Below are 18,677 nucleotides of genomic sequence, written 5' to 3'. Positions count from 1 at the left end.
GAGCGTTAGCATAGCGGCTTTGATTAGTGTGTTGTGTTTCATGGTTATTCCTTAAATTAGTAAATGGATATGGTGGCTTAGAAGTTGAACAAGCTAATAATACTGTCGTACAAGGCGCTTGCATTAACTGTTTCGGCTATAGGGGGTTTTTGTTTAGAACCTGCATAAGCGTTAGAAGCCACAACAGAGGTGGTCAGTAGTAACGTGAGCAGGGCGACTTTGATTATATTTTCGCTTCTCATTGCTTTTCCTCATCTTTAATCAAAATGCAAAATGTGGATTTAAATCCACAACAGTGTAACAGTATGCGTTTTTTTTAAACAATTTTGCAGTGATTTATGCGCGAAGTAGCTTAGGAATTAACAATTTATAGCTTTCGTAGAAAACGATCCAGATAAGGTAGGTATAGCAAAGTTGAGCTAGGTATGGATAAGAAGTCCAAATCAACAGTACTTTTTTATATTCGAATACACTACGAATTATGTATTCAAAAATCATAAATAGTTGAAGTACGGCAAACAGGGCATTTAATTTATACATCTGCCAATCAAGGTTGATTGATTCAATTTTTTGTTTGGGCAGAATATCTGACATGTAAGCAACACGCATGAAAAAAAGGTGCCGCGCAAATAAATAGGAAGACTGTAAGGTAATATACCAATAGATTTCAGGGGCGAGTTGTTGATTCAATATCCAATAAAATTCAGCGGATAAAGAAATGATAAGACCTAAAAGCAGTAACCTGGATGCTTTGTCGTATTTGATTTTCCAATAGACCGCGATACTAAGAAGGTAAAACGAGGCTTTTATTAGATCTGCAAATTCTAATTCGCTAATCGACCATGCGGTTTCTTCAACCAGTCTTTGAATTACCAAAATAATGACAACCCCTAAAACGTTGACATTTTTTCGACAGACGATAGCGGTAAATACAAGGATACAAATAAACAATCGGTCGAATAAAAGGGGGTTACCAAAAGTATACATACCCGCAAAGATAAAAAGCCCTCCTAGGAGGGCTGTTAGCAATTTGGGTAAATAATGGGAAAGTAGCATCAGCTATGGGAAAAGCCGAAATAATCCATCACTGTTGAGAAAAAAGACTCTCTAGTTTGTTCTGAGGCCCTTTGGCGGCATACTGACCACCATTTACTAATAACTTCCACGCCGATACTGTTCATCGTTTCAGGTTTGTCATTTTCAATAGCTGACACAGTCTCTCTGCTGATCCCAACTCGCTGACCAAGCTCTTCTTGAGTGTATCCAGCTTCTTTCCTCAAAGAACGCAGTTGCTCGCCGCTAAATCTTTTTCTTCGTGACATCGGATCTTCCATTAAAAAATTATGAACAGGTAAAAAACTTACCAGTCCAAAATATAAGCTAAAAAAATCTAACAGTAAATCTAAAATTTCAATTTTTTACTTTATTTTTAAAGATCTGAGGTTATTTTACTGAAAAAGTTGAAACAATTAACAAGCAACGGGACTTTTTCGCCTATCTCATATACAATTCGCGCCCGAAATTCTTTGTAATAATTTAGCTAGATTGAAGGGCCCATGTCATATCAGCAAGAAGTCGATAAACGTCGCACCTTTGCGATCATCTCGCACCCGGATGCGGGTAAAACCACGATCACTGAAAAAGTGCTTTTGTTTGGAAATGCTTTGCAAAAAGCAGGAACCGTCAAAGGTAAAAAATCCGGTCAGCACGCTAAGTCTGATTGGATGGAAATGGAAAAAGAGCGGGGTATCTCCGTTACTACTTCAGTGATGCAATTTCCGTATAAAGAGCATCTGGTAAATTTGTTGGATACGCCTGGGCACGAAGACTTCTCAGAAGATACTTACCGAACTCTGACTGCTGTAGATTCTTGCTTGATGGTGATAGATGCAGCCAAAGGTGTTGAAGCTAGAACTATCAAACTTATGGAGGTAACGCGTCTACGTGATACCCCAATCATTACGTTTGTAAATAAGTTAGATAGGGATACTCGCGATCCTATCGACCTATTAGACGAAATCGAAGACGTAATGAAAATTAAATGCGCACCTATTACTTGGCCAATAGGCATGGGCAAAGAATTCAAAGGTGTCTACCACTTACTTAGAGATGAAACCATTCTTTACCAAACGGGAATGGGTCACACTATACAAGAAGAACGAATTATCAAAGGTATTGATAATCCGTTGTTAGACGAAGCTATTGGTAGTTATGCAGAAGAACTCCGTGAAATGCTGGATTTAGTAAAAGGCGCTTCACATGAATTTGATATGCAAGAGTTTTTAGATGGCGAACTGACACCGGTTTATTTTGGTACAGCTCTAGGTAATTTTGGTGTTGATCATATGTTGGATGGGTTGGTCGAATGGGCGCCAAAACCACAGGGAAGAGAATCTGATACTGGAGCTGTATCATCTGACCAAAATAAGTTCAGTGGCTTTGTGTTTAAAATACAAGCCAACATGGATCCAAAACACCGCGATCGTATTGCTTTTTGCCGCATTGTTTCTGGTAAATACGAAAAAGGCATGAAAATGCATCAAACTCGAATTGGCAAAGATGTACGTATATCTGATGCGCTTACATTCTTGGCCGGTGATCGCGCATTGCTAGAAGAAGCCTACGCTGGTGATATTATCGGGTTACATAATCACGGTTCGATTCAAATTGGTGATACTTTTACTTGGGGTGAAAAATTTCGCTTTGCTGGTATTCCTAATTTCGCACCAGAGTTATTTAAACGCATTCGTTTAAAAGATCCATTGAAACAGAAACAGCTACAAAAGGGCCTAATTCAATTATCCGAAGAGGGCGCTGTGCAGGTATTTAGACCATTAGTGAACAATGATCTAATTGTAGGTGCTGTTGGGGTTTTGCAATTTGATGTGGTCGTGGCGCGTTTAAAAGCTGAATATAATGTAGACGCATTATATGAGCATGTAAATGTCAGTACAGCCCGTTGGGTTTACAGTAAAGATGCTAAAAAGCTGGATGAATTTAGGCGTAAAGCAGAAATCAATTTAGCCCTAGATGGTGGCGACAACCTGACATATATCGCTCCTACTATGGTGAATTTGAATTTGTCTCGGGAACGCTATCCTGAAATTGAATTTCATACTACTCGTGAACACTAATACTTATAAATTACTAAGAAATTAAGTTTAAATTATGAATTTACATACTGTCTTGTTAGACCGTTTTAAAGCCGCTTTAGTCGCCATAGGTGCACCCGAAAACGCCCCTGCGCCTCTGGCAAAAAGCACGCGCCCAGAGTTCGGTGAATATCAATTCAATGGCGCTATGGCGTTGGCAAAGTTATTAAAACAGAAGCCTAGAGATATCGCAGCAAAAATTGTGGATGCCGTTGAGTTAGATGATATCGCTAAAAAATTGGAAATTGCCGGTCCGGGTTTTATCAATATTCATTTGAACCCGCAATGGTTAGCAACACAATTACAAACTGCGTTTAGCGATGAGCGTTTAGGGGTTGAAAAGCAAGAAGCGAAAACCGTAGTGGTTGACTATTCTTCTCCTAATCTCGCCAAAGAAATGCATGTTGGCCATCTTCGCAGCACAATTATAGGTGATGCCGTTGTAAAAGCCCTAGAATTTATGGGGCATAACGTTATTCGTCAGAATCATATGGGGGACTGGGGTACACAGTTTGGAATGTTGTTAGCCCATTTGAGTGATAAAATTGCCGCTAACCAAGTAGCGGAAACCGCTTTATCTGACTTAGAAGATTTCTATCGTGAAGCTAAAGTTAGATTTGACGAAGAGCAAGGCTTTGCCGATCGCGCTAGACAATACGTAGTGAAACTGCAAGGTGGCGACGCTCACTGTTTGTCGTTGTGGCAAGATTTTATCGATATCTCAATTAAGCATAGCGAAGAAGTGTACAACAAGTTGAATGTTTCCCTTACGCGCAAAGATATTATGGGTGAGAGCGCATATAACGATGATTTAAAGCCTACCGTTGACGAGCTAAAGCAAAAAGGCATCGCTGTAGAAGACCAAGGTGCGTTAGTTGTATTCATTCAAGAATTAGCCAATAAAGAAGGCGAGCCGGCAGTATACATAATCCAAAAGTCTGGTGGTGGGTATTTGTATTCAACAACCGATCAGGCTGCAATTCGCTACCGCTGCCAAAAGCTCCATGCAGATAGAACCCTAATCTTTACTGATGCACGTCAAGCTTTACATTTTAAACAGACTGAAATCGTTGCGCGAAAAGCTGGTTTTATTTCGGCACAACAAACCTATGAACATTGTCCGTTTGGCATGATGTTGGGCCAAGACGGTAAACCATTTAAAACGCGCAGTGGCAGTACCGTAAAACTAGCTGATTTGTTAGATGAAGCTGTAGAGCGTGCCGAGAAATTGATGGCGGCCAGAAAATCAGATTTCAGTGAGCAAGAACGTCAACAAATTGCTGAAAAAATTGGTATAAGCGCAGTTAAATACGCAGACTTGAGTAAAAATAGAACCACTGATTATATTTTTAATTGGGACTCAATGTTAAGTTTCGAAGGCAACACTGCGCCCTACATTCAATATGCTTACACCCGAGCCAATAAAATATTTAAAGATGGAGCCGGCGACACCAGCAATTTTGTGGCTAATTTTAATTTACAAAGTACACAAGAGCGCACGTTAGCGGTTAAATTATTGCAATATGTTGAAGCGTTGAACTTGCTTACTAGTGAAGCAACGCCTCACGTTTTATGTAGCTACTTGTACGATTTGGCCAGCAACTTTATGACTTTCTACGAAGCTTGCCCGATATTTAAAGATGGGGTAACTGATGAGCAAAAAAATAGTCGCATCGCGCTTTCTGCTTTAACGGCAAAAACCATTAAGTCTGGTTTGGATTTGCTGGGTATTAGTACATTAGAGAAGATGTAGTTAAATGTACTATCCGTTTGCTAAAACTGCGGTATACATTTAGCTTCTAGGTTAAAACGAAGGAATTGTTTTAAGATTAGCTAAAGGCAGTGTGATTAATACTGCCTTTATGCTGTTTGCTATCTGTCCAAACGCCGCGAAATCCGGTAGAATCCACGCCCTAATTTAAAATACTCATATAAGATTTATGTTTGAAATCAATCCTATACAAAATTTGCTAGCAGACGTTAGAGAACGTAATGCTTTGCTTCGGGGGTATCTTTGACTTCGATCTTAAGAAAGAACGCTTAGAAGAAGTTAGCCGCGAACTAGAAAGTCCTGATGTTTGGAATGAACCTGCGCGTGCGCAAGCATTAGGTAAAGAGAAAGTTGCTTTAGAACAAGTTGTTGAAACTATTGAAAAACTTGATCAAGGAACGGAAGATGTGGAAGGCTTACTTGAATTAGCTGTTGAAGCAGAAGATCAAGAAACCTTCGATGAAGCTCAAGCTGAACTAGACCAGCTTGTTGAGAAACTTGAATTACTCGAGTTTCGTCGCATGTTCTCAGGACCGAACGATAGCAATGATTGTTATCTTGATATTCAATCGGGATCTGGTGGCACCGAAGCCCAAGATTGGGCCAACATGATTCTGCGCATGTATTTGCGTTGGGGTGAAGCCCACGGCTTTAAACCAGAGTTAATTGAAGTCTCCGATGGCGATGTGGCAGGCATCAAAAGTGCCACTATTCGATTCGCTGGTGAATATGCATTTGGTTGGTTACGCACTGAAACAGGTGTACACCGCTTAGTAAGAAAATCGCCATTTGACTCGGGTAACCGTCGACATACGTCGTTTGCATCCGCGTTTGTTTATCCTGAAATCAATGATGATATAGAAATTGATATCAACCCTGCTGATTTGCGGATAGATACTTATCGTGCATCAGGTGCGGGGGGACAACACGTTAACCGTACAGATTCAGCGGTGCGAATTACTCATTTACCCACTAATATAGTGGTGCAATGTCAGAATGACCGTTCACAACATAAAAATAAAGATCAGGCGTTTAAACAACTGAAGGCGAAACTTCACGAATACGAAATGCAAAAACAGAATGATGAGAAGCAAGCCATGGAAGACAGTAAGTCAGATATTGGTTGGGGTAGTCAAATTCGTTCTTATGTTTTAGATGATTCGCGAATTAAAGATTTACGTACAGGTGTTGAAACCAGAAATACCCAAGCCGTGTTAGACGGTGACTTAGATAAATTTATTCAGGCCAGCTTAAAGTCTGGTCTTTAACAAACATAGTCTTTTTAAAGATATAAACACTTTCAGGAAAGTCGATGACTGACATTCAGCAAGATGAAAACAAATTGATTGCGGAACGCCGCAGTAAACTAGAACAAATTCGGAGCGAATGCAGCTCTAATGGTTTTCCAAATTCATTTAGACGTGAATTTTATAGCCAAGATTTACAGAACGAGTTTGGAGAGCACGAAAAAGAAGCCCTTGCTGACTTGGGTAAAGTGGTTAGTATCGCTGGACGTATACTCGCCAAACGTGGTCCATTTTTATTATTACAAGACATGAAAGGGCGTATTCAATCTTACGCTGCCAAAGATACCCAAAAAGATATTAAAGCCCGATACGGTAGCTTGGATATTGGTGACATTATTGGTGTAAAAGGCGTCTTACATAAATCTGGTAAAGGCGACTTGTACGTCAATATGGATGAATATCAGTTGCTCACAAAGTCATTGCGTCCATTGCCTGAAAAGTTCCACGGCTTGGCTGATCAAGAAACCAAATATCGTCAGCGTTATGTTGATCTGATCACTAATACGCAAACTCGTGATACTTTCATGATTCGCAGTAAAATTGTTACTGGTATCCGTAATTTCTTAACTGAAAGAAATTACATGGAAGTCGAAACGCCAATGCTTCAAGTGATTCCTGGTGGGGCTACAGCGAAACCTTTTGTCACTCATCATAATGCGCTCGATATTGACATGTACCTCCGTATTGCGCCTGAACTTTATTTGAAGCGTCTAGTGGTCGGTGGTTTTGAACGTGTGTTTGAAATTAACAGAAACTTCCGTAATGAAGGTTTATCGACACGTCACAATCCTGAATTCACCATGCTTGAGTTTTATCAGGCGTATGCCGATTATCATGATTTGATGAATTTGACCGAAGACATGTTGCGCACTCTGGCGCAGGATGTATTGGGTAGCACTATTATTAAAAGTACTGAAAAAGACATTGAAGGCAATGTTATTAGTGAGATCGAATATGACTTCGGTCAACCTTTCGAACGCCTGACTATGAATGACGCTGTCTTAAAATATTGGCCTGAAGCCAATGAAGCGGCAATTAAAGATCCAGAAAATCATTTGGATGAACTAAAAGCCATGGCGAAACAGCTGAATATCAAAGAACCTGAAGTGGATGGTATTTGGGGAGCGGGTAAGTACTTGTGTGAAATCTTTGAAGCAACCGCAGAAGAAAAATTAATCCAACCTACTTTTATCACCGCCTATCCATGGGAAGTTTCACCTTTGGCTCGCCGTAACGATGAAAATCACTTTGTTACCGATAGATTTGAGTTTTTTGTAGGTGGACGTGAGTTAGCCAATGGGTTCTCGGAATTGAATGATTCTGAAGATCAAGCTGCACGATTTAAAAAGCAAGTAGAAGAAAAAGATGCTGGGGATGATGAAGCCATGCATTTTGATGAAGATTACATTACGGCACTTGAGTATGGTCTTCCACCTACTGCTGGCGAAGGGATTGGTATCGATCGCTTGGTCATGTTATTCACTGATAGTCCAACTATTAAAGACGTTATTTTATTCCCGCATATGAAGCCTCAGGCTCCACAGGAATAAGTTTAAAGTTTGGATCAGATAGAGACTTATTATCTAAAGGTAATAAGTCTCTATTTTTTTGACCTGCTCAAACAACTCGTTGTTGAATGGCACTGGTATCGATAATTGTTTTCCTTGGCTAACCACATAGCCACTAATATTTTCAATTTCTGTTTTGCGTTTATACTGCACATCTTGATGCATTGAAGAATAATTGCCTGCTGTTTTTTCAATAATTGCCATACAATTAGCGAACAATTCCTGCTGTGTTACCGCTAAATTTACAGCATTCATGAGCGCCGAGATTTCCTTAGTGACACCCATAATTGTGCTGCGATATGGTTGTTTAGCTAATTCACCATTGGCAACGTTATGAATCGCGGTAAGTGGATTAATCACTGAGTTTACCGCTAATTTTCGCCACAAAATCTGTAAAATATCTTTATGCCAACTGCAGGGCGGCAATAGCTTTTCAAATACTTGTTGGTAACCCAAGTTATCGTCGCTGTTTCTTAACCATCCAGCTTGAGTTGCACCTATTCCTGTTACATTTAAGCCATCATACTGGGGTTTAAATGCTCCATAACTCGTGGTCGCAACTAAAATCGGATTGTTTGGTAACAACTCCAAAATCTGTGCATGATCCACCATCCCATTGTGCAACAAAACCAACGGGACCTCAGCGCTCAATTGCGACTTAAATTGCCCGATAGCTGGAATGATTTGATAGGCCTTGAGTGGCAAAATGAATAAGCCTTGCTCAATAGTATCACTGCTACGCTGATAAACTGGGCGCAGTATTTCTTGTTGATGTACAGTCTGGCAACGTATTTCTGATGGCGATTGATTGCGCACTACAATACGATAATCAAATTGCAAGTGGTGGCATTGCAAGGCCAATAAGTTACCTATTGCACCATTGCCTACTATAGTCAGCATTAAACCCCGCTCCGCCACGCTTGATAAATCCGAATGGCTATTTCGATAATTAGGCACGCTACAGAAATACCAATAATATCAGCATAGAGATCTTCCCAACTGCCGCTGCGGTAAGGTATCAAGTCTTGAATACACTCACTTGCTATTGCCAATATTGCTAGGAAAATACCAATAAACCAATGATTAATACGCAAACATGCTGAGATTGAGCAGGTTAAAATGAGAAAAACGCAGGCGTGTTGTATTTTGTCGTACCGGGTATCAACGGGTATGTATTCGACGGGGATCACCATGGCAATGGAAAACGTGAGAAAAATCGACACAGCGATCAAAACGCCAATTGGATGTCGAATATAGCTGTTAATCATTTGTTCGATTTTTTAATGGTTAATTTAGGCCAAACTAAGTCCCATGGAGACAACAAAGCTACGGCTTTTTGATTGTCAGTTGGAATTGTAAAGTGTTGTCCTGAGACTGGCATGCAGCTTATCTGAATTTGTTGTCCACAATCCTCGAAGGCTAGTCCGTATGCGTGCAGGTAAGTACGCTCAGATTCGGTCCCAGCATAAGTATTATCGCCGAGAATTGGACTGCTTAAGCTTTTTAACATGACTCTAATTTGATGGGTTTTACCGGTATGGGGTTTGATTACAAACAAACGTAGCCCATTACCTAGACCGGCACTAAAAAATTGTCCAGCGGCTGGTTGATGCAGCGATGTTTTTAAGGCCCACTTTCCATCACGTATTTTATGCATGTCGCCGATCACTGCCCCCTGTTTTTTCTTGGGCTTTTTGTCACTGATCGCTAAATAATATTTTTGAATTTTACGCTCAGCAAAATACTGACTTAATCGACTTGCTGCGCTGGCGTTTTTAGCTAATAGAAGCAAACCTGATGTGACTTTATCTAATCTGTGAACCAGCCACAATTTGTCTAACTGCAATTGTTTTTGAATGTACGGCAGAATACCTGATTGCAACTGTTCATTTTGAACAGCTACACCGTCAGGCTTATTTACAATGACAAAATCGTCATTTTCAAACACAATGGGAATTGTCTTCATCTATCTAATGCCGTGAGTAAATTAGCTGTTTTTATTTATTACGCTGAGGGCTTCTTCGTAATCTAAGTCACCAATCGCATTGTGCAATGCTTGTTTCTCCATTTCGGAAATCGCGCAGTCAGCGAGCAAGGAGTTTAGCTTATCAGGGGTAATGAATTCGTTATTTTCTAACATCTCAATTAATATACTTTGACTACTTTTGTCCGCTTGTTCTGCACCCGTATCCGCAGAGGCGTTTTCGTCGTTGGCTAAACTGTTAATTTTATTCACAGTGGCGTTGAGTTGATTAACAAAATTTTCTTCAAGTTCAGTAAAATCGTTTTGATTGATAACTGATGTTTCCAACTTTTTAGATGCAAAATGCAATGCGTTTAGACCCAAGTTACCGGATACCCCTTTTACCGTATGAATAACTTCCTTGTAGGCTTTGAGATCGTTTTTTTCTTTTAAAACAACTAACTCTTGCCCTAAGTTTTGATATTGATCGTTGAACTTCAACAGTAATTTAATCAGTAATGATTGATTGCCACTTAGCTGAGAAACAGCAAAATTTAAATCAATAATTTGTTCTTCTTTATTCATTTCATTCCCATCGTACACATTTTCTAACAACATATTACTTTATTTGTACCATCAAGGTAGACTTAATACACATAGTTAAACAAAAAATCACGAATAGCATATTAATATAAGGCAGTATTGTGAAGAGACTCGTTTTGATGTTGGGAAGTGTGACTTTACTTCTCGCTGGATGTTCCACTGATAATCAATCTAAACCGCAAGTATTTATCGATAATTTACCCGCTGGTGTACAACTAGTTGAGCAACACTTAGCTAACCAAGATGGCGATGTTTCCATCCCTTTTAGTAAATATAAGTTAGATAATGGTCTCACCGTAGTGTTGCACGAAGACCATTCCGATCCTTTGGTCCATGTTGACGTTACTTACCATGTTGGCTCTGCTAGAGAAGAGATTGGAAAATCCGGTTTCGCACACTTTTTTGAACACATGATGTTTCAAGGTTCTAAGAACGTGGCGGATGATGAACATTTTAAGATCATCACTGAAGCTGGCGGCAGTATGAATGGCTCAACCAATAGTGACAGAACTAACTATTATGAAACTGTGCCGGCCAATCAATTGGAAAAAGTGCTTTGGTTAGAATCTGACCGTATGGGGTTTTTACTCGATACTGTCACCCAAGAGAAGTTCGAAATCCAACGTGAAACTGTTAAAAATGAACGTGGACAAAGTTACGACAACCAACCTTACGGATTGAGAAGTGAGCGCAACAGTGAAACTTTATATCCCGTAGGCCACCCGTATTCTTGGTCTACCATTGGCTACGTCGAAGATCTTGACCGCGTAACCGTGGATGACTTAAAAGCATTTTTCAAACGCTGGTATGGACCAAATAATGCGGTGTTAACCATAGGCGGAGACATTGATACAAACAAAACCTTGGCCTGGGTTAAAAAATATTTTGGTAGCATACCTGCAGGACCAGCAGTAGAAGCGCCAGAGAAAGTGGCGGTGACATTGGAAAACGACCGTTACGTCACAATCGAAGACCAGGTCTATTTACCGCTTATTCAATTAACATTTCCAACCGTGTATGTCAGACACCCTGATGAAGCACCATTGGACGTGCTGTCTGATATTTTAGGTGGTGGTAAAACTTCACTGTTTTACAAAAACTTAGTGAAAGATAACCATGCTGTTCAAGCAATGGTTTCTCATCCTTGCAGAGAACTTTCCTGCGAATTTCAATTAATTGCCTTAGCTAACCCAGCTAAGTCCACAAAGCTATCTGATTTGCAAAAGCGCATTGAAGAGTCTTTGGTCGAGTTTGAATCACGCGGTGTCAGTGAAGATGATTTAGCTAGAACCAAAGCAAGCATCGAATCTTCGACCATTTTCGGTTTACAGAGTGTTTCAGGCAAAGTCTCTACGCTAGCAGCAAATGAGATCTTCGACGCTAAGCCAGATTTAGTTCAATATGATCTTGATCGATACAACAATGTCACTGCACAAGATGTTATGCGCGTTTATCGCCAGTACATTAAAGGTAAAGCCAAGGTTGTATTGAGTATTGTGCCCGTTGGACAAACTGAATTGGTCGCAAAACCACAGAATTTTGAGTTACCAGAACGTCAAATTACCACTACTACGGTCAACCAAAAAGTCACCGCTGAGGTGATAAATGATAATTTTGACCGCTCGATTATGCCCAAGGCTGGTCCAAACCCTACGGTGAAGGTGCCTGAGTATCAACGTACTCAATTTGCCAATGGGATTGAAATGTTGACCCACAGCACGGATGAAACACCCACAGTCACACTTTTATTGAGTTTAGAAGGCGGCCCACTGCTTGATCCAATAGAAAAAGCCGGATTAGCCAGCTTTACTGCTGAAATGATGAATGAATCCACCACCACAATGTCAAATGAACAAATGGCTAATGAGCTAGCATTGCTGGGTAGCCAGATTAGCTTCAGCGCAGGTGGTCGATATACACAAATTCGCGTTAATTCTTTAGTGCATAATTTAGATAAAACACTGGCACTATTAAAAGAAAAATTGTTTAAGCCTGCGTTTTTGCCTGAAGATTTTGAGCGTAACAAACAAAATTTAGCGCAACAGTTGCAGCAACAATTAAAAAATCCGTCAGTGTTGGCGGCGCGTGCCACTGATACTTTATTGTATGGGCAGGATAATCGTATTAGCTTACCTGACTCGGGTAATTTGACCACCTTAAGCAATATTGAACTTAACGATGTTAAGGCTTTCTATCAGCAATACTATTCGCCAGTAATGGCTAATTTGGTCATCGTGGGAGATATCGATCAACAGCAGATTGCCAACGATATTCAGTTTTTAATTGACTGGCAAGGAGCGCCTTATCAAATTCCTGAGTACCAGACATTTCCTAAGCACAATGAAGGTAAAATTTACCTCGTTGATAAACCTGATTCGGCGCAGTCTGTAGTGCGCGTTGTTGAACTTGCGTTACCTTATGACGCTAGCGGAAAACAGTTTAAAAGTAAGCTAATGAACTACCCATTAGGGGGCATGTTTAACAGTCGTATTAATCTAAATTTACGTGAAGATAAAGGTTACACCTATGGTGCTTCAAGTCGCTTTATTGGTGGCAAAACCTTAGGGCGTTTTCAAGCTTCAGCGGATGTGAAGCAAGAGAATACGGGTGACAGTATCGTGGAAATTCTCACAGAAATAGATACCTTTAGTAAAAGCGGTATGACCGAAGCTGAATTGTTGTCTATGCGCAGTGCATACACGCAAGCAGATGCGTTGAGCTACGAAACCCCATTTAGTAAAGCGAACTTTTTAAATCACTTATTAACTTATGACCTAGAGCGCGAGTATCGCGATAAACAAGGCGAAGTAATTGAGAATATCACATTGGCAGAGTTAAATAGCTTAGCGCGTTCTTTGCTTGATATTAACCGTATGCAAGTTATTGTAGTGGCTGATGCTAAAAAGGTTAAACCGCAATTAACTAAATTAGGCCGTGAAATTGTTGAAATACACGTTTCTGAATAATATTTGTTATTATTTGCTTTAACTTTAAAATAGGGGGGAGGGAATATGTATTTAGTCGATATTTGGCGATTTTTGCTTGAAAATCAGATATTTTTCCCCACCTTTAAAATTCGATTTTTCATTAGGAATGTATTTTGACGTCCAGTTCAATGTCTTTTACTGATCGGTTAGCGATCCTTCAACGCCCAGAAGTGCGTGCTACTTTACCTCAAATCAAACATGGTGTAGAGCGTGAAACTCTGAGAATTAATGCCGATGGAGGCCTAGCGCAAACTCCCCATAATGAAAAATTAGGGTCAGCGTTAACCCATGATTTTATCACCACCGATTTTTCTGAGTCTCTGCTTGAATTTATTACACCACCAGAGTCTGATCCCAATGTTACTATCGAACAACTCCGTGATGTTCACAAATATGTGATGGAAAATATTGGAGATGAACGTTTGTGGCCAATGAGTATGCCGTGTTTTATTAATGGTGAAGACAATATTCCTATTGCTAATTATGGTAGCTCGAACGTCGCAAAAATGAAGAGTCTCTATCGGGTTGGATTAAAAAATCGTTACGGTAGTATGATGCAAGCCATCGCAGGGGTGCATTTTAACTTTTCGTTGTCGACAGAGTTTTGGCAGCAATGGTTAGCTAACCTTGATGGGACTAAAGCCGACAAACACAGTATTTCAGATGCATATTTTGCAATGATAAGAAATTATCGACGTTTTTGTTGGTTAATCCCCTTTTTATTTGGTGCTTCGCCAGCTATTTGTGGTTCTTTTATTCGTGGTAAAAAAACAAATTTACCGTTTCAGCATTTGGCTAAGGGAACTATGTATTTGCCTTATGCGACGTCTTTAAGAATGAGTGATCTAGGATATACCAACTCAGAACAATCGGGTTTGAATATCTGCTACAACCAAATGGACAGTTATATTTCATCGGTGCGCAAAGCGATTAATACACCTTCGGAAAAATATGCCGAATTTGAGGCCAAAGAAGGTGAAGAGTATCGCCAACTCAACAGCAATGTATTGCAAATTGAAAACGAGCTTTATTCTCCAATTCGTCCTAAACAACCAACCTTGCCGCTAGAGAAACCTACGGATGCATTAGCGAAAAGAGGCGTTAATTATATTGAAGTTCGAGCCCTTGATGTGAACCCGTTTAGTGACATCGGTATCGCGAAAGAACAGTTTTATTTCTTGGATGTATTCCTAACCTATTGTCTCATTGCCCCAAGTGATTTTATGACCCAGCAACAATACGCTGAAACCGAGTCTAATCTAAAAGCGGTAGTGGTGAATGGTAGAGATCCAGAATTAAAATTAAGTGATGATTCTGTAGCCAAATCTATTCCTCAATGGACAGAAAAGCTGTTCGCGGAAATGGCACAAGTTGCCGCTGTATTAGATGAAGCTAATAATTGTACGCTTTATACTCAAGCCCTTGAACAACAAAAGCAAAAGGTTGCGGATCCCTCCTTAACGCCTTCTGCACAGTTGTTGGACATGTTGATTACCCAAAACAAAGATAATGGTCGATTCGGTGTAGAGCTTGCACAGAAGTATCGTGACGAGCTTATGTCTGCTGATTATAAGGTGTATTCCAAAGCATCATTTGAACAACAGGCTAAAGACTCCATTGCGATACAAAAACAAAAGGAAAAAGAAGACACTGTGTCTTTTGAAGATTTTTTGAAGGATTATTTTGCCGCTCCTCAGAGCAATTATTTAGCCAAGTAACTAAATTGTAGGCAAAAAAATGCCTGACTCTAGGTCAGGCATTAAACTACTACCAGGGAAAACACACAATAACTTAAACACACACAGGTATAGAGTCAGTAGTAATGAGAAAGTTCACAAAAATTCCTAGTTTTTTTATAAAAACTTTCTTTATCGCTACGATATCTTTATTTTTTGTGGGCTGTAGCACCACCCCTCCCAAAAATATCAGCAATATTTGTAATATTTTCGAAGAAAAAGATCATTGGTACGACGCTGCTAAAGATATGAATGAAAAATGGGGCGTACCCATACATGTTCCTATGGCGATGATGTATCAGGAGAGTTCCTTTAGGCACGATGCATTGCCGCCCAGAGATTACGTATTTTTTGGTTTAATTCCTTGGGGAAGAATAAGTAGCGCTTATGGTTATTCTCAAGCAAAGACGCCTACTTGGTCTGACTACATTAGAGAAACTAATAATAGCGGTGCAGATCGCGACGATTTTGATGATGCCATTGATTTTATGGGATGGTTTATTTCTAAAACCTATAAAGTGAATGGGATTTCCAAGTGGGACGCGTACGCGCAATACCTGAACTACCATGAAGGTTGGGGGGGCTACAAAAGGCGTACCTACAATAAAAAAGCTTGGTTAGTAAAAGTCGCTAAAAAGGTCAACGCCCGTTCTCTGCGCTACGCGACTCAACTTAAAAAATGTGAAGCCGAGTTAGACAAAAGCTGGTTTTGGAAGTTATTTGACTAACTCTGGGTGTTTCATTTTTTAATCTGAATTCAGGCTTGCAGCGACCCCCACATTTTTCAATCCGATATCTAAGGTGGAAAATAACCTGGAAGCGGCATTTGCACTTTTATTGTCGTGGGCGCCTTGCAAAATACCATCATGTATTTTGGCTGTTGAATATTGGCTTTTGTGAGCAACATATAAGGGCAAATAGCACAAACCAAAATCTTTACCACAGCGCTTGTTTGACCACTTCTCTATGATCGGTTTTAAGTGCTGCTCACAACTCGTTGTTTCCAAGTTGCTATGAATCACAACCAAGTGATACTGACCTTTGATTGCTAAGGTTGCGCCAATTTGCTGGCAAACAGTTTCTATATTTTTGGCTACTGTTGATTCCTTTAAATCGATTTTCCCAATACAGACTAAGGTCACTTCTGTTTGCAAAATTGCATTATGCAAATCGCTAGTTGCAATCAAATTACGCTTGTTTCGCGCTGATACTATAGCGGCTTCTAATTCGGCGTCTTGAATGGGGGAATGATTTTGGTTGATACCATTTACTTTGCGAGAATCCATATCAACCGCAATCACTTTATGATCATTGTTGGCAAAAGAAACACTGAGTAGACTCCCCATCAAACCGATACCCACTACACTAATACGTTCGTTCTGCGAACTGACAGCAGAGTTTATAGGGGAGGTCGCTGGGTGTCTGTAATTGTAGATAGGGCGTGTTCTTGCTTGGCTTTGGAGTGAGTGATACATGATAAATTACCTACTTAGTACTTTAAAAACGTATGTTTAGAATCGGTATTTAATGTATCGCATAATTCATTCCAATGTTTAAAAGTGTAGCTGTATCAATGGTTTATGGAATATCTTTGGTTTTTGAAAGTTCTGAGTGATGCTTTTTGCAGACACTTCATGTGAGGGCTCCCAAATTATGGGTTAATTTGTTGATCCAGATCAGTTCGACTTTTTCCTTCGATCTTATACTTAGCTCATAAATTAGTTAATCAAATTACATCGCTATGAGGAAAAAGACATGTTTGAATTATTAATAAAAGATCCTGTCGTTTGGGGTTCACTATTAGGTTTATCTGTAGTGGTTGGAATTTGTGTTTATTACACTTACTTGTTTTTACACAATACTAATCAGGATTTATAAAACACGGCTTTTTGAGCTAAAGTAACAGAGGTTTAAGTTTGCTTGCCGAGTCAGTATAAATCTTTAAACGACTCAGGTTGCTCGATTAAGACTAAAAGTGCGCCTTTGCCACCCCATTCCAATGGTGCTTGGTGAAAACCTTCGACATCGGGATGTTGAACCAGCCAATTGGGCACGGCGTTTTTTAAAATCAGTGAGCCAAGACCATGAACAATGCAAACACAGTGCGCATTTTGTTTCTTGGCCGCAACAATTAATGCCGCTATCTCCAATTTTGCATTTTCTCTGGTAAGTCCGTGTAAATCCAAAATTAAATCCGGTGGGTATTCTCCCCGTCGCAGTCGTTTTACTTCATAACTCGGTTTTCCCGGTTTTATATATTTCAGTGGTCCTTGCTCAGAAAAGTAGGCTTCAAACCCATCTGAAAAATGAAATGACGCCATTGCTTGTTTCGTTTCGCGGTTTTCTTGCTGCTTTTTAAGCTGTAAATGCGAAATCTGCTTGCTGGAAGGACGCGGAGGCGTTATTTTGTCCTGCTTAATTGGCGCAACATCCTTAAATTCACCTCTAAACAGTGAATGGTCATCTGGCTCGACTGGTTTAACCGATGCTACAGATAACGTTTTAAGTGGGTTGTTGGGCTGCTTTTTCATATTTTGTTATGGTTTATGCGTAATTCGACAGGCAATTTTGTTTGAAGCATAGCAAAATACTGACTGGCACTAAACATCTTAAATAAGACCATTTTATATGACATCAATTGACTCCATTGATTTGGAAAGCACGGCAACTGAACTTACCTCCATTTTGGATATAGTAAGATGGTCCATGAGCCAATTTAATCAAGCAGATTTATATTTTGGCCATGGTACTGATAATGCCTGGAGCGAAGCACTTACCCTTGCTCTTCAAGTGTTACATTTACCGCAAAATATGCCCGAAGAAGATATACGCATGTTGCTGCAATCAACGCTGACAACGGCTGAAAAGAATCAGATTTTGGCATTGGTAAAAAGGCGTATTACTGAAAAAGTGCCTGTAGCCTATTTGACCAATCAAGCTTGGTTCTGCGGATTGCCCTTTTATGTGGATGAGCGTGTGTTAGTACCCCGTTCTCCTTTCGCTGAATTGATTAATCAACACTTTTCTACGTGGTTAAAGACTGAACCACAACATATTCTTGATTTATGCACAGGCAGTGCATGTATTGCGATTGCATTGGCTTATGAATTTTCAGAAGCGCAAGTAGACGCCGTTGATATCAGTGATGATGCGTTGGAAGTTGCCGAGATTAATATTCAAGAGCATGCTCTGAATGAACAAGTTTTTCCAATTAAGTCAGATTTAATGAATGCACTGCAAGGCCAAAAATACGATTTGATTGTTAGTAATCCGCCATACGTCGATGCCGAAGATATGGCTGATTTGCCAGATGAATTTCAGCACGAACCAGAACTTGGCTTAGCCGCCGGTGATGATGGATTAGAGTTGGTTGATCACATACTCCGTCAAGCAGTAGAGCATTTAAATCCCAATGGTTGGTTGTTCGTGGAAGTGGGTAATAGTGAAGTGCATATGAACCATAAGTACCCGGATTTAGATATTCAATGGGTCGAATTTGAACACGGCGGAAGTGGCGTGTTCGCTATTAACCAAGCTAAGCTTAAAGCATATTGGGCTACACATAGTTAACGTTAGGAATTGAAATAAAT

17 protein-coding genes are annotated in these 18,677 nt (G+C 40.0%); 8 read left to right on the top strand and 9 right to left on the bottom strand.

From position 1 onward, the window contains the following. Positions 1-77: 77 nt before the first annotated feature. From ABWV72_RS12430 to ABWV72_RS12420, 3 genes are all read right to left on the bottom strand, one after another. Entirely contained in the window at positions 78-242 is a 165-nt protein-coding gene (locus ABWV72_RS12430) for a hypothetical protein (RefSeq protein ID WP_353370830.1), read from the bottom strand. Positions 243-336: 94 nt separating this feature from the next. Beyond that, on the bottom strand, positions 337-876 hold the full coding sequence (locus ABWV72_RS12425; protein ID WP_342807360.1) for a hypothetical protein: 540 nt from the start codon (positions 874-876) through the stop codon (positions 337-339). A gap of 179 nt (positions 877-1,055) precedes the next feature. Continuing rightward, positions 1,056-1,322 (bottom strand): helix-turn-helix transcriptional regulator, encoded by a 267-nt coding sequence (locus ABWV72_RS12420; RefSeq protein WP_216050139.1) that lies wholly within the window; start codon positions 1,320-1,322, stop codon positions 1,056-1,058. 234 nt (positions 1,323-1,556) lie between these two features. Between ABWV72_RS12420 and prfC the strand changes: the two genes are divergently transcribed. The 4 genes from prfC to lysS all read left to right on the top strand — a co-directional run bounded on the left by prfC (position 1,557) and on the right by lysS (position 7,780). Beyond that, positions 1,557-3,134 carry a peptide chain release factor 3 gene (gene prfC / locus ABWV72_RS12415; protein ID WP_353370827.1) on the top strand — a complete coding sequence of 526 codons (1,578 nt, stop codon included), beginning with the start codon at positions 1,557-1,559 and terminating at the stop codon, positions 3,132-3,134. A 34-nt stretch (positions 3,135-3,168) separates the two neighbouring features. Further along, on the top strand, positions 3,169-4,905 hold the full coding sequence (gene argS, locus ABWV72_RS12410; RefSeq protein ID WP_353370825.1) for an arginine--tRNA ligase: 1,737 nt from the start codon (positions 3,169-3,171) through the stop codon (positions 4,903-4,905). 187 nt (positions 4,906-5,092) lie between these two features. Continuing rightward, a protein-coding gene (gene prfB, locus ABWV72_RS12405) for a peptide chain release factor 2 (protein ID WP_216050192.1) occupies positions 5,093-6,191 on the top strand; the annotation gives its coding sequence in 2 pieces (ribosomal slippage) (positions 5,093-5,167 and positions 5,169-6,191; 1,098 coding nt in all). 44 nt (positions 6,192-6,235) lie between these two features. Beyond that, positions 6,236-7,780 carry a lysine--tRNA ligase gene (gene lysS / locus ABWV72_RS12400; protein ID WP_353370823.1) on the top strand — a complete coding sequence of 515 codons (1,545 nt, stop codon included), beginning with the start codon at positions 6,236-6,238 and terminating at the stop codon, positions 7,778-7,780. Between the two features lie 33 nt (positions 7,781-7,813). On the opposite strand, the gene ABWV72_RS12395 is transcribed toward lysS, so the two are convergent. From ABWV72_RS12395 to ABWV72_RS12380, 4 genes are read right to left on the bottom strand one after another with little or no spacing between them, the layout of a single operon-like run. Continuing rightward, positions 7,814-8,698, bottom strand: a complete 885-nt coding sequence (locus ABWV72_RS12395) for a ketopantoate reductase family protein (protein WP_342807364.1) — start codon at positions 8,696-8,698, stop codon at positions 7,814-7,816. Further along, positions 8,698-9,066: a VanZ family protein gene (locus ABWV72_RS12390; RefSeq protein ID WP_216050195.1), complete on the bottom strand. Its 369-nt coding sequence runs from the start codon at positions 9,064-9,066 to the stop codon at positions 8,698-8,700. The genes ABWV72_RS12395 and ABWV72_RS12390 overlap by 1 nt, the downstream gene beginning before the upstream one ends. Next, positions 9,063-9,764 (bottom strand): TIGR01621 family pseudouridine synthase, encoded by a 702-nt coding sequence (locus tag ABWV72_RS12385; RefSeq protein WP_216050196.1) that lies wholly within the window; start codon positions 9,762-9,764, stop codon positions 9,063-9,065. The genes ABWV72_RS12390 and ABWV72_RS12385 overlap by 4 nt, the downstream gene beginning before the upstream one ends. A 21-nt stretch (positions 9,765-9,785) precedes the next feature. Further along, positions 9,786-10,346, bottom strand: a complete 561-nt coding sequence (locus ABWV72_RS12380; protein WP_353370820.1) for an Hpt domain-containing protein — start codon at positions 10,344-10,346, stop codon at positions 9,786-9,788. 137 nt (positions 10,347-10,483) lie between these two features. Between ABWV72_RS12380 and ABWV72_RS12375 the strand changes: the two genes are divergently transcribed. From ABWV72_RS12375 to ABWV72_RS12365, 3 genes are all read left to right on the top strand, one after another. Then, positions 10,484-13,330, top strand: a complete 2,847-nt coding sequence (locus ABWV72_RS12375) for a M16 family metallopeptidase (protein ID WP_353370839.1) — start codon at positions 10,484-10,486, stop codon at positions 13,328-13,330. A 134-nt stretch (positions 13,331-13,464) separates the two neighbouring features. Beyond that, positions 13,465-15,069, top strand: coding sequence for a glutamate--cysteine ligase (gene gshA, locus ABWV72_RS12370; RefSeq protein ID WP_502902144.1), 1,605 nt, complete (start codon positions 13,465-13,467; stop codon positions 15,067-15,069). 104 nt (positions 15,070-15,173) lie between these two features. Next, a complete protein-coding gene (locus ABWV72_RS12365; protein WP_216050198.1) occupies positions 15,174-15,815 on the top strand; it encodes a transglycosylase SLT domain-containing protein in 642 nt (213 codons plus the stop codon). Between the two features lie 18 nt (positions 15,816-15,833). On the opposite strand, the gene ABWV72_RS12360 is transcribed toward ABWV72_RS12365, so the two are convergent. Together ABWV72_RS12360 and smrB are read right to left on the bottom strand one after the other, a co-directional pair. Further along, positions 15,834-16,562, bottom strand: coding sequence for an NAD(P)-binding domain-containing protein (locus tag ABWV72_RS12360; protein ID WP_353370818.1), 729 nt, complete (start codon positions 16,560-16,562; stop codon positions 15,834-15,836). Positions 16,563-17,015: 453 nt separating this feature from the next. After that, positions 17,016-17,618 carry an endonuclease SmrB gene (smrB, locus tag ABWV72_RS12355; protein WP_216050200.1) on the bottom strand — a complete coding sequence of 201 codons (603 nt, stop codon included), beginning with the start codon at positions 17,616-17,618 and terminating at the stop codon, positions 17,016-17,018. A 97-nt stretch (positions 17,619-17,715) separates the two neighbouring features. Between smrB and prmB the strand changes: the two genes are divergently transcribed. Then, positions 17,716-18,657 (top strand): 50S ribosomal protein L3 N(5)-glutamine methyltransferase, encoded by a 942-nt coding sequence (prmB, locus tag ABWV72_RS12350; RefSeq protein ID WP_342807372.1) that lies wholly within the window; start codon positions 17,716-17,718, stop codon positions 18,655-18,657. Positions 18,658-18,677: the final 20 nt, after the last annotated feature.

The organism is Aliiglaciecola sp. NS0011-25 (assembly GCF_040370605.1).
Classification (GTDB): domain Bacteria; phylum Pseudomonadota; class Gammaproteobacteria; order Enterobacterales; family Alteromonadaceae; genus Aliiglaciecola; species Aliiglaciecola lipolytica_A.
The sequence above is the reverse complement of the archived record's forward strand: the minus strand, read 5'-3'. Positions and strand labels throughout refer to the sequence as shown.

What these genes read in the sequence shown, in the direction of transcription:
- ABWV72_RS12380 (WP_353370820.1), bottom strand. Translation starts at nt 10,346, where the DNA reads ATGAATAAAGAAGAACAAATTATTGATTTAAATTTTGCTGTTTCTCAG.
- ABWV72_RS12375 (WP_353370839.1), top strand. Translation starts at nt 10,484, where the DNA reads ATGTTGGGAAGTGTGACTTTACTTCTCGCTGGATGTTCCACTGATAAT.
- ABWV72_RS12420 (WP_216050139.1), bottom strand. Translation starts at nt 1,322, where the DNA reads ATGTCACGAAGAAAAAGATTTAGCGGCGAGCAACTGCGTTCTTTGAGG.
- ABWV72_RS12430 (WP_353370830.1), bottom strand. Translation starts at nt 242, where the DNA reads ATGAGAAGCGAAAATATAATCAAAGTCGCCCTGCTCACGTTACTACTG.
- lysS (WP_353370823.1), top strand. Translation starts at nt 6,236, where the DNA reads ATGACTGACATTCAGCAAGATGAAAACAAATTGATTGCGGAACGCCGC.
- smrB (WP_216050200.1), bottom strand. Translation starts at nt 17,618, where the DNA reads ATGAAAAAGCAGCCCAACAACCCACTTAAAACGTTATCTGTAGCATCG.
- prfC (WP_353370827.1), top strand. Translation starts at nt 1,557, where the DNA reads ATGTCATATCAGCAAGAAGTCGATAAACGTCGCACCTTTGCGATCATC.
- ABWV72_RS12385 (WP_216050196.1), bottom strand. Translation starts at nt 9,764, where the DNA reads ATGAAGACAATTCCCATTGTGTTTGAAAATGACGATTTTGTCATTGTA.
- argS (WP_353370825.1), top strand. Translation starts at nt 3,169, where the DNA reads ATGAATTTACATACTGTCTTGTTAGACCGTTTTAAAGCCGCTTTAGTC.
- ABWV72_RS12390 (WP_216050195.1), bottom strand. Translation starts at nt 9,066, where the DNA reads ATGATTAACAGCTATATTCGACATCCAATTGGCGTTTTGATCGCTGTG.
- ABWV72_RS12360 (WP_353370818.1), bottom strand. Translation starts at nt 16,562, where the DNA reads ATGTATCACTCACTCCAAAGCCAAGCAAGAACACGCCCTATCTACAAT.
- prmB (WP_342807372.1), top strand. Translation starts at nt 17,716, where the DNA reads ATGACATCAATTGACTCCATTGATTTGGAAAGCACGGCAACTGAACTT.
- ABWV72_RS12395 (WP_342807364.1), bottom strand. Translation starts at nt 8,698, where the DNA reads ATGCTGACTATAGTAGGCAATGGTGCAATAGGTAACTTATTGGCCTTG.
- ABWV72_RS12365 (WP_216050198.1), top strand. Translation starts at nt 15,174, where the DNA reads ATGAGAAAGTTCACAAAAATTCCTAGTTTTTTTATAAAAACTTTCTTT.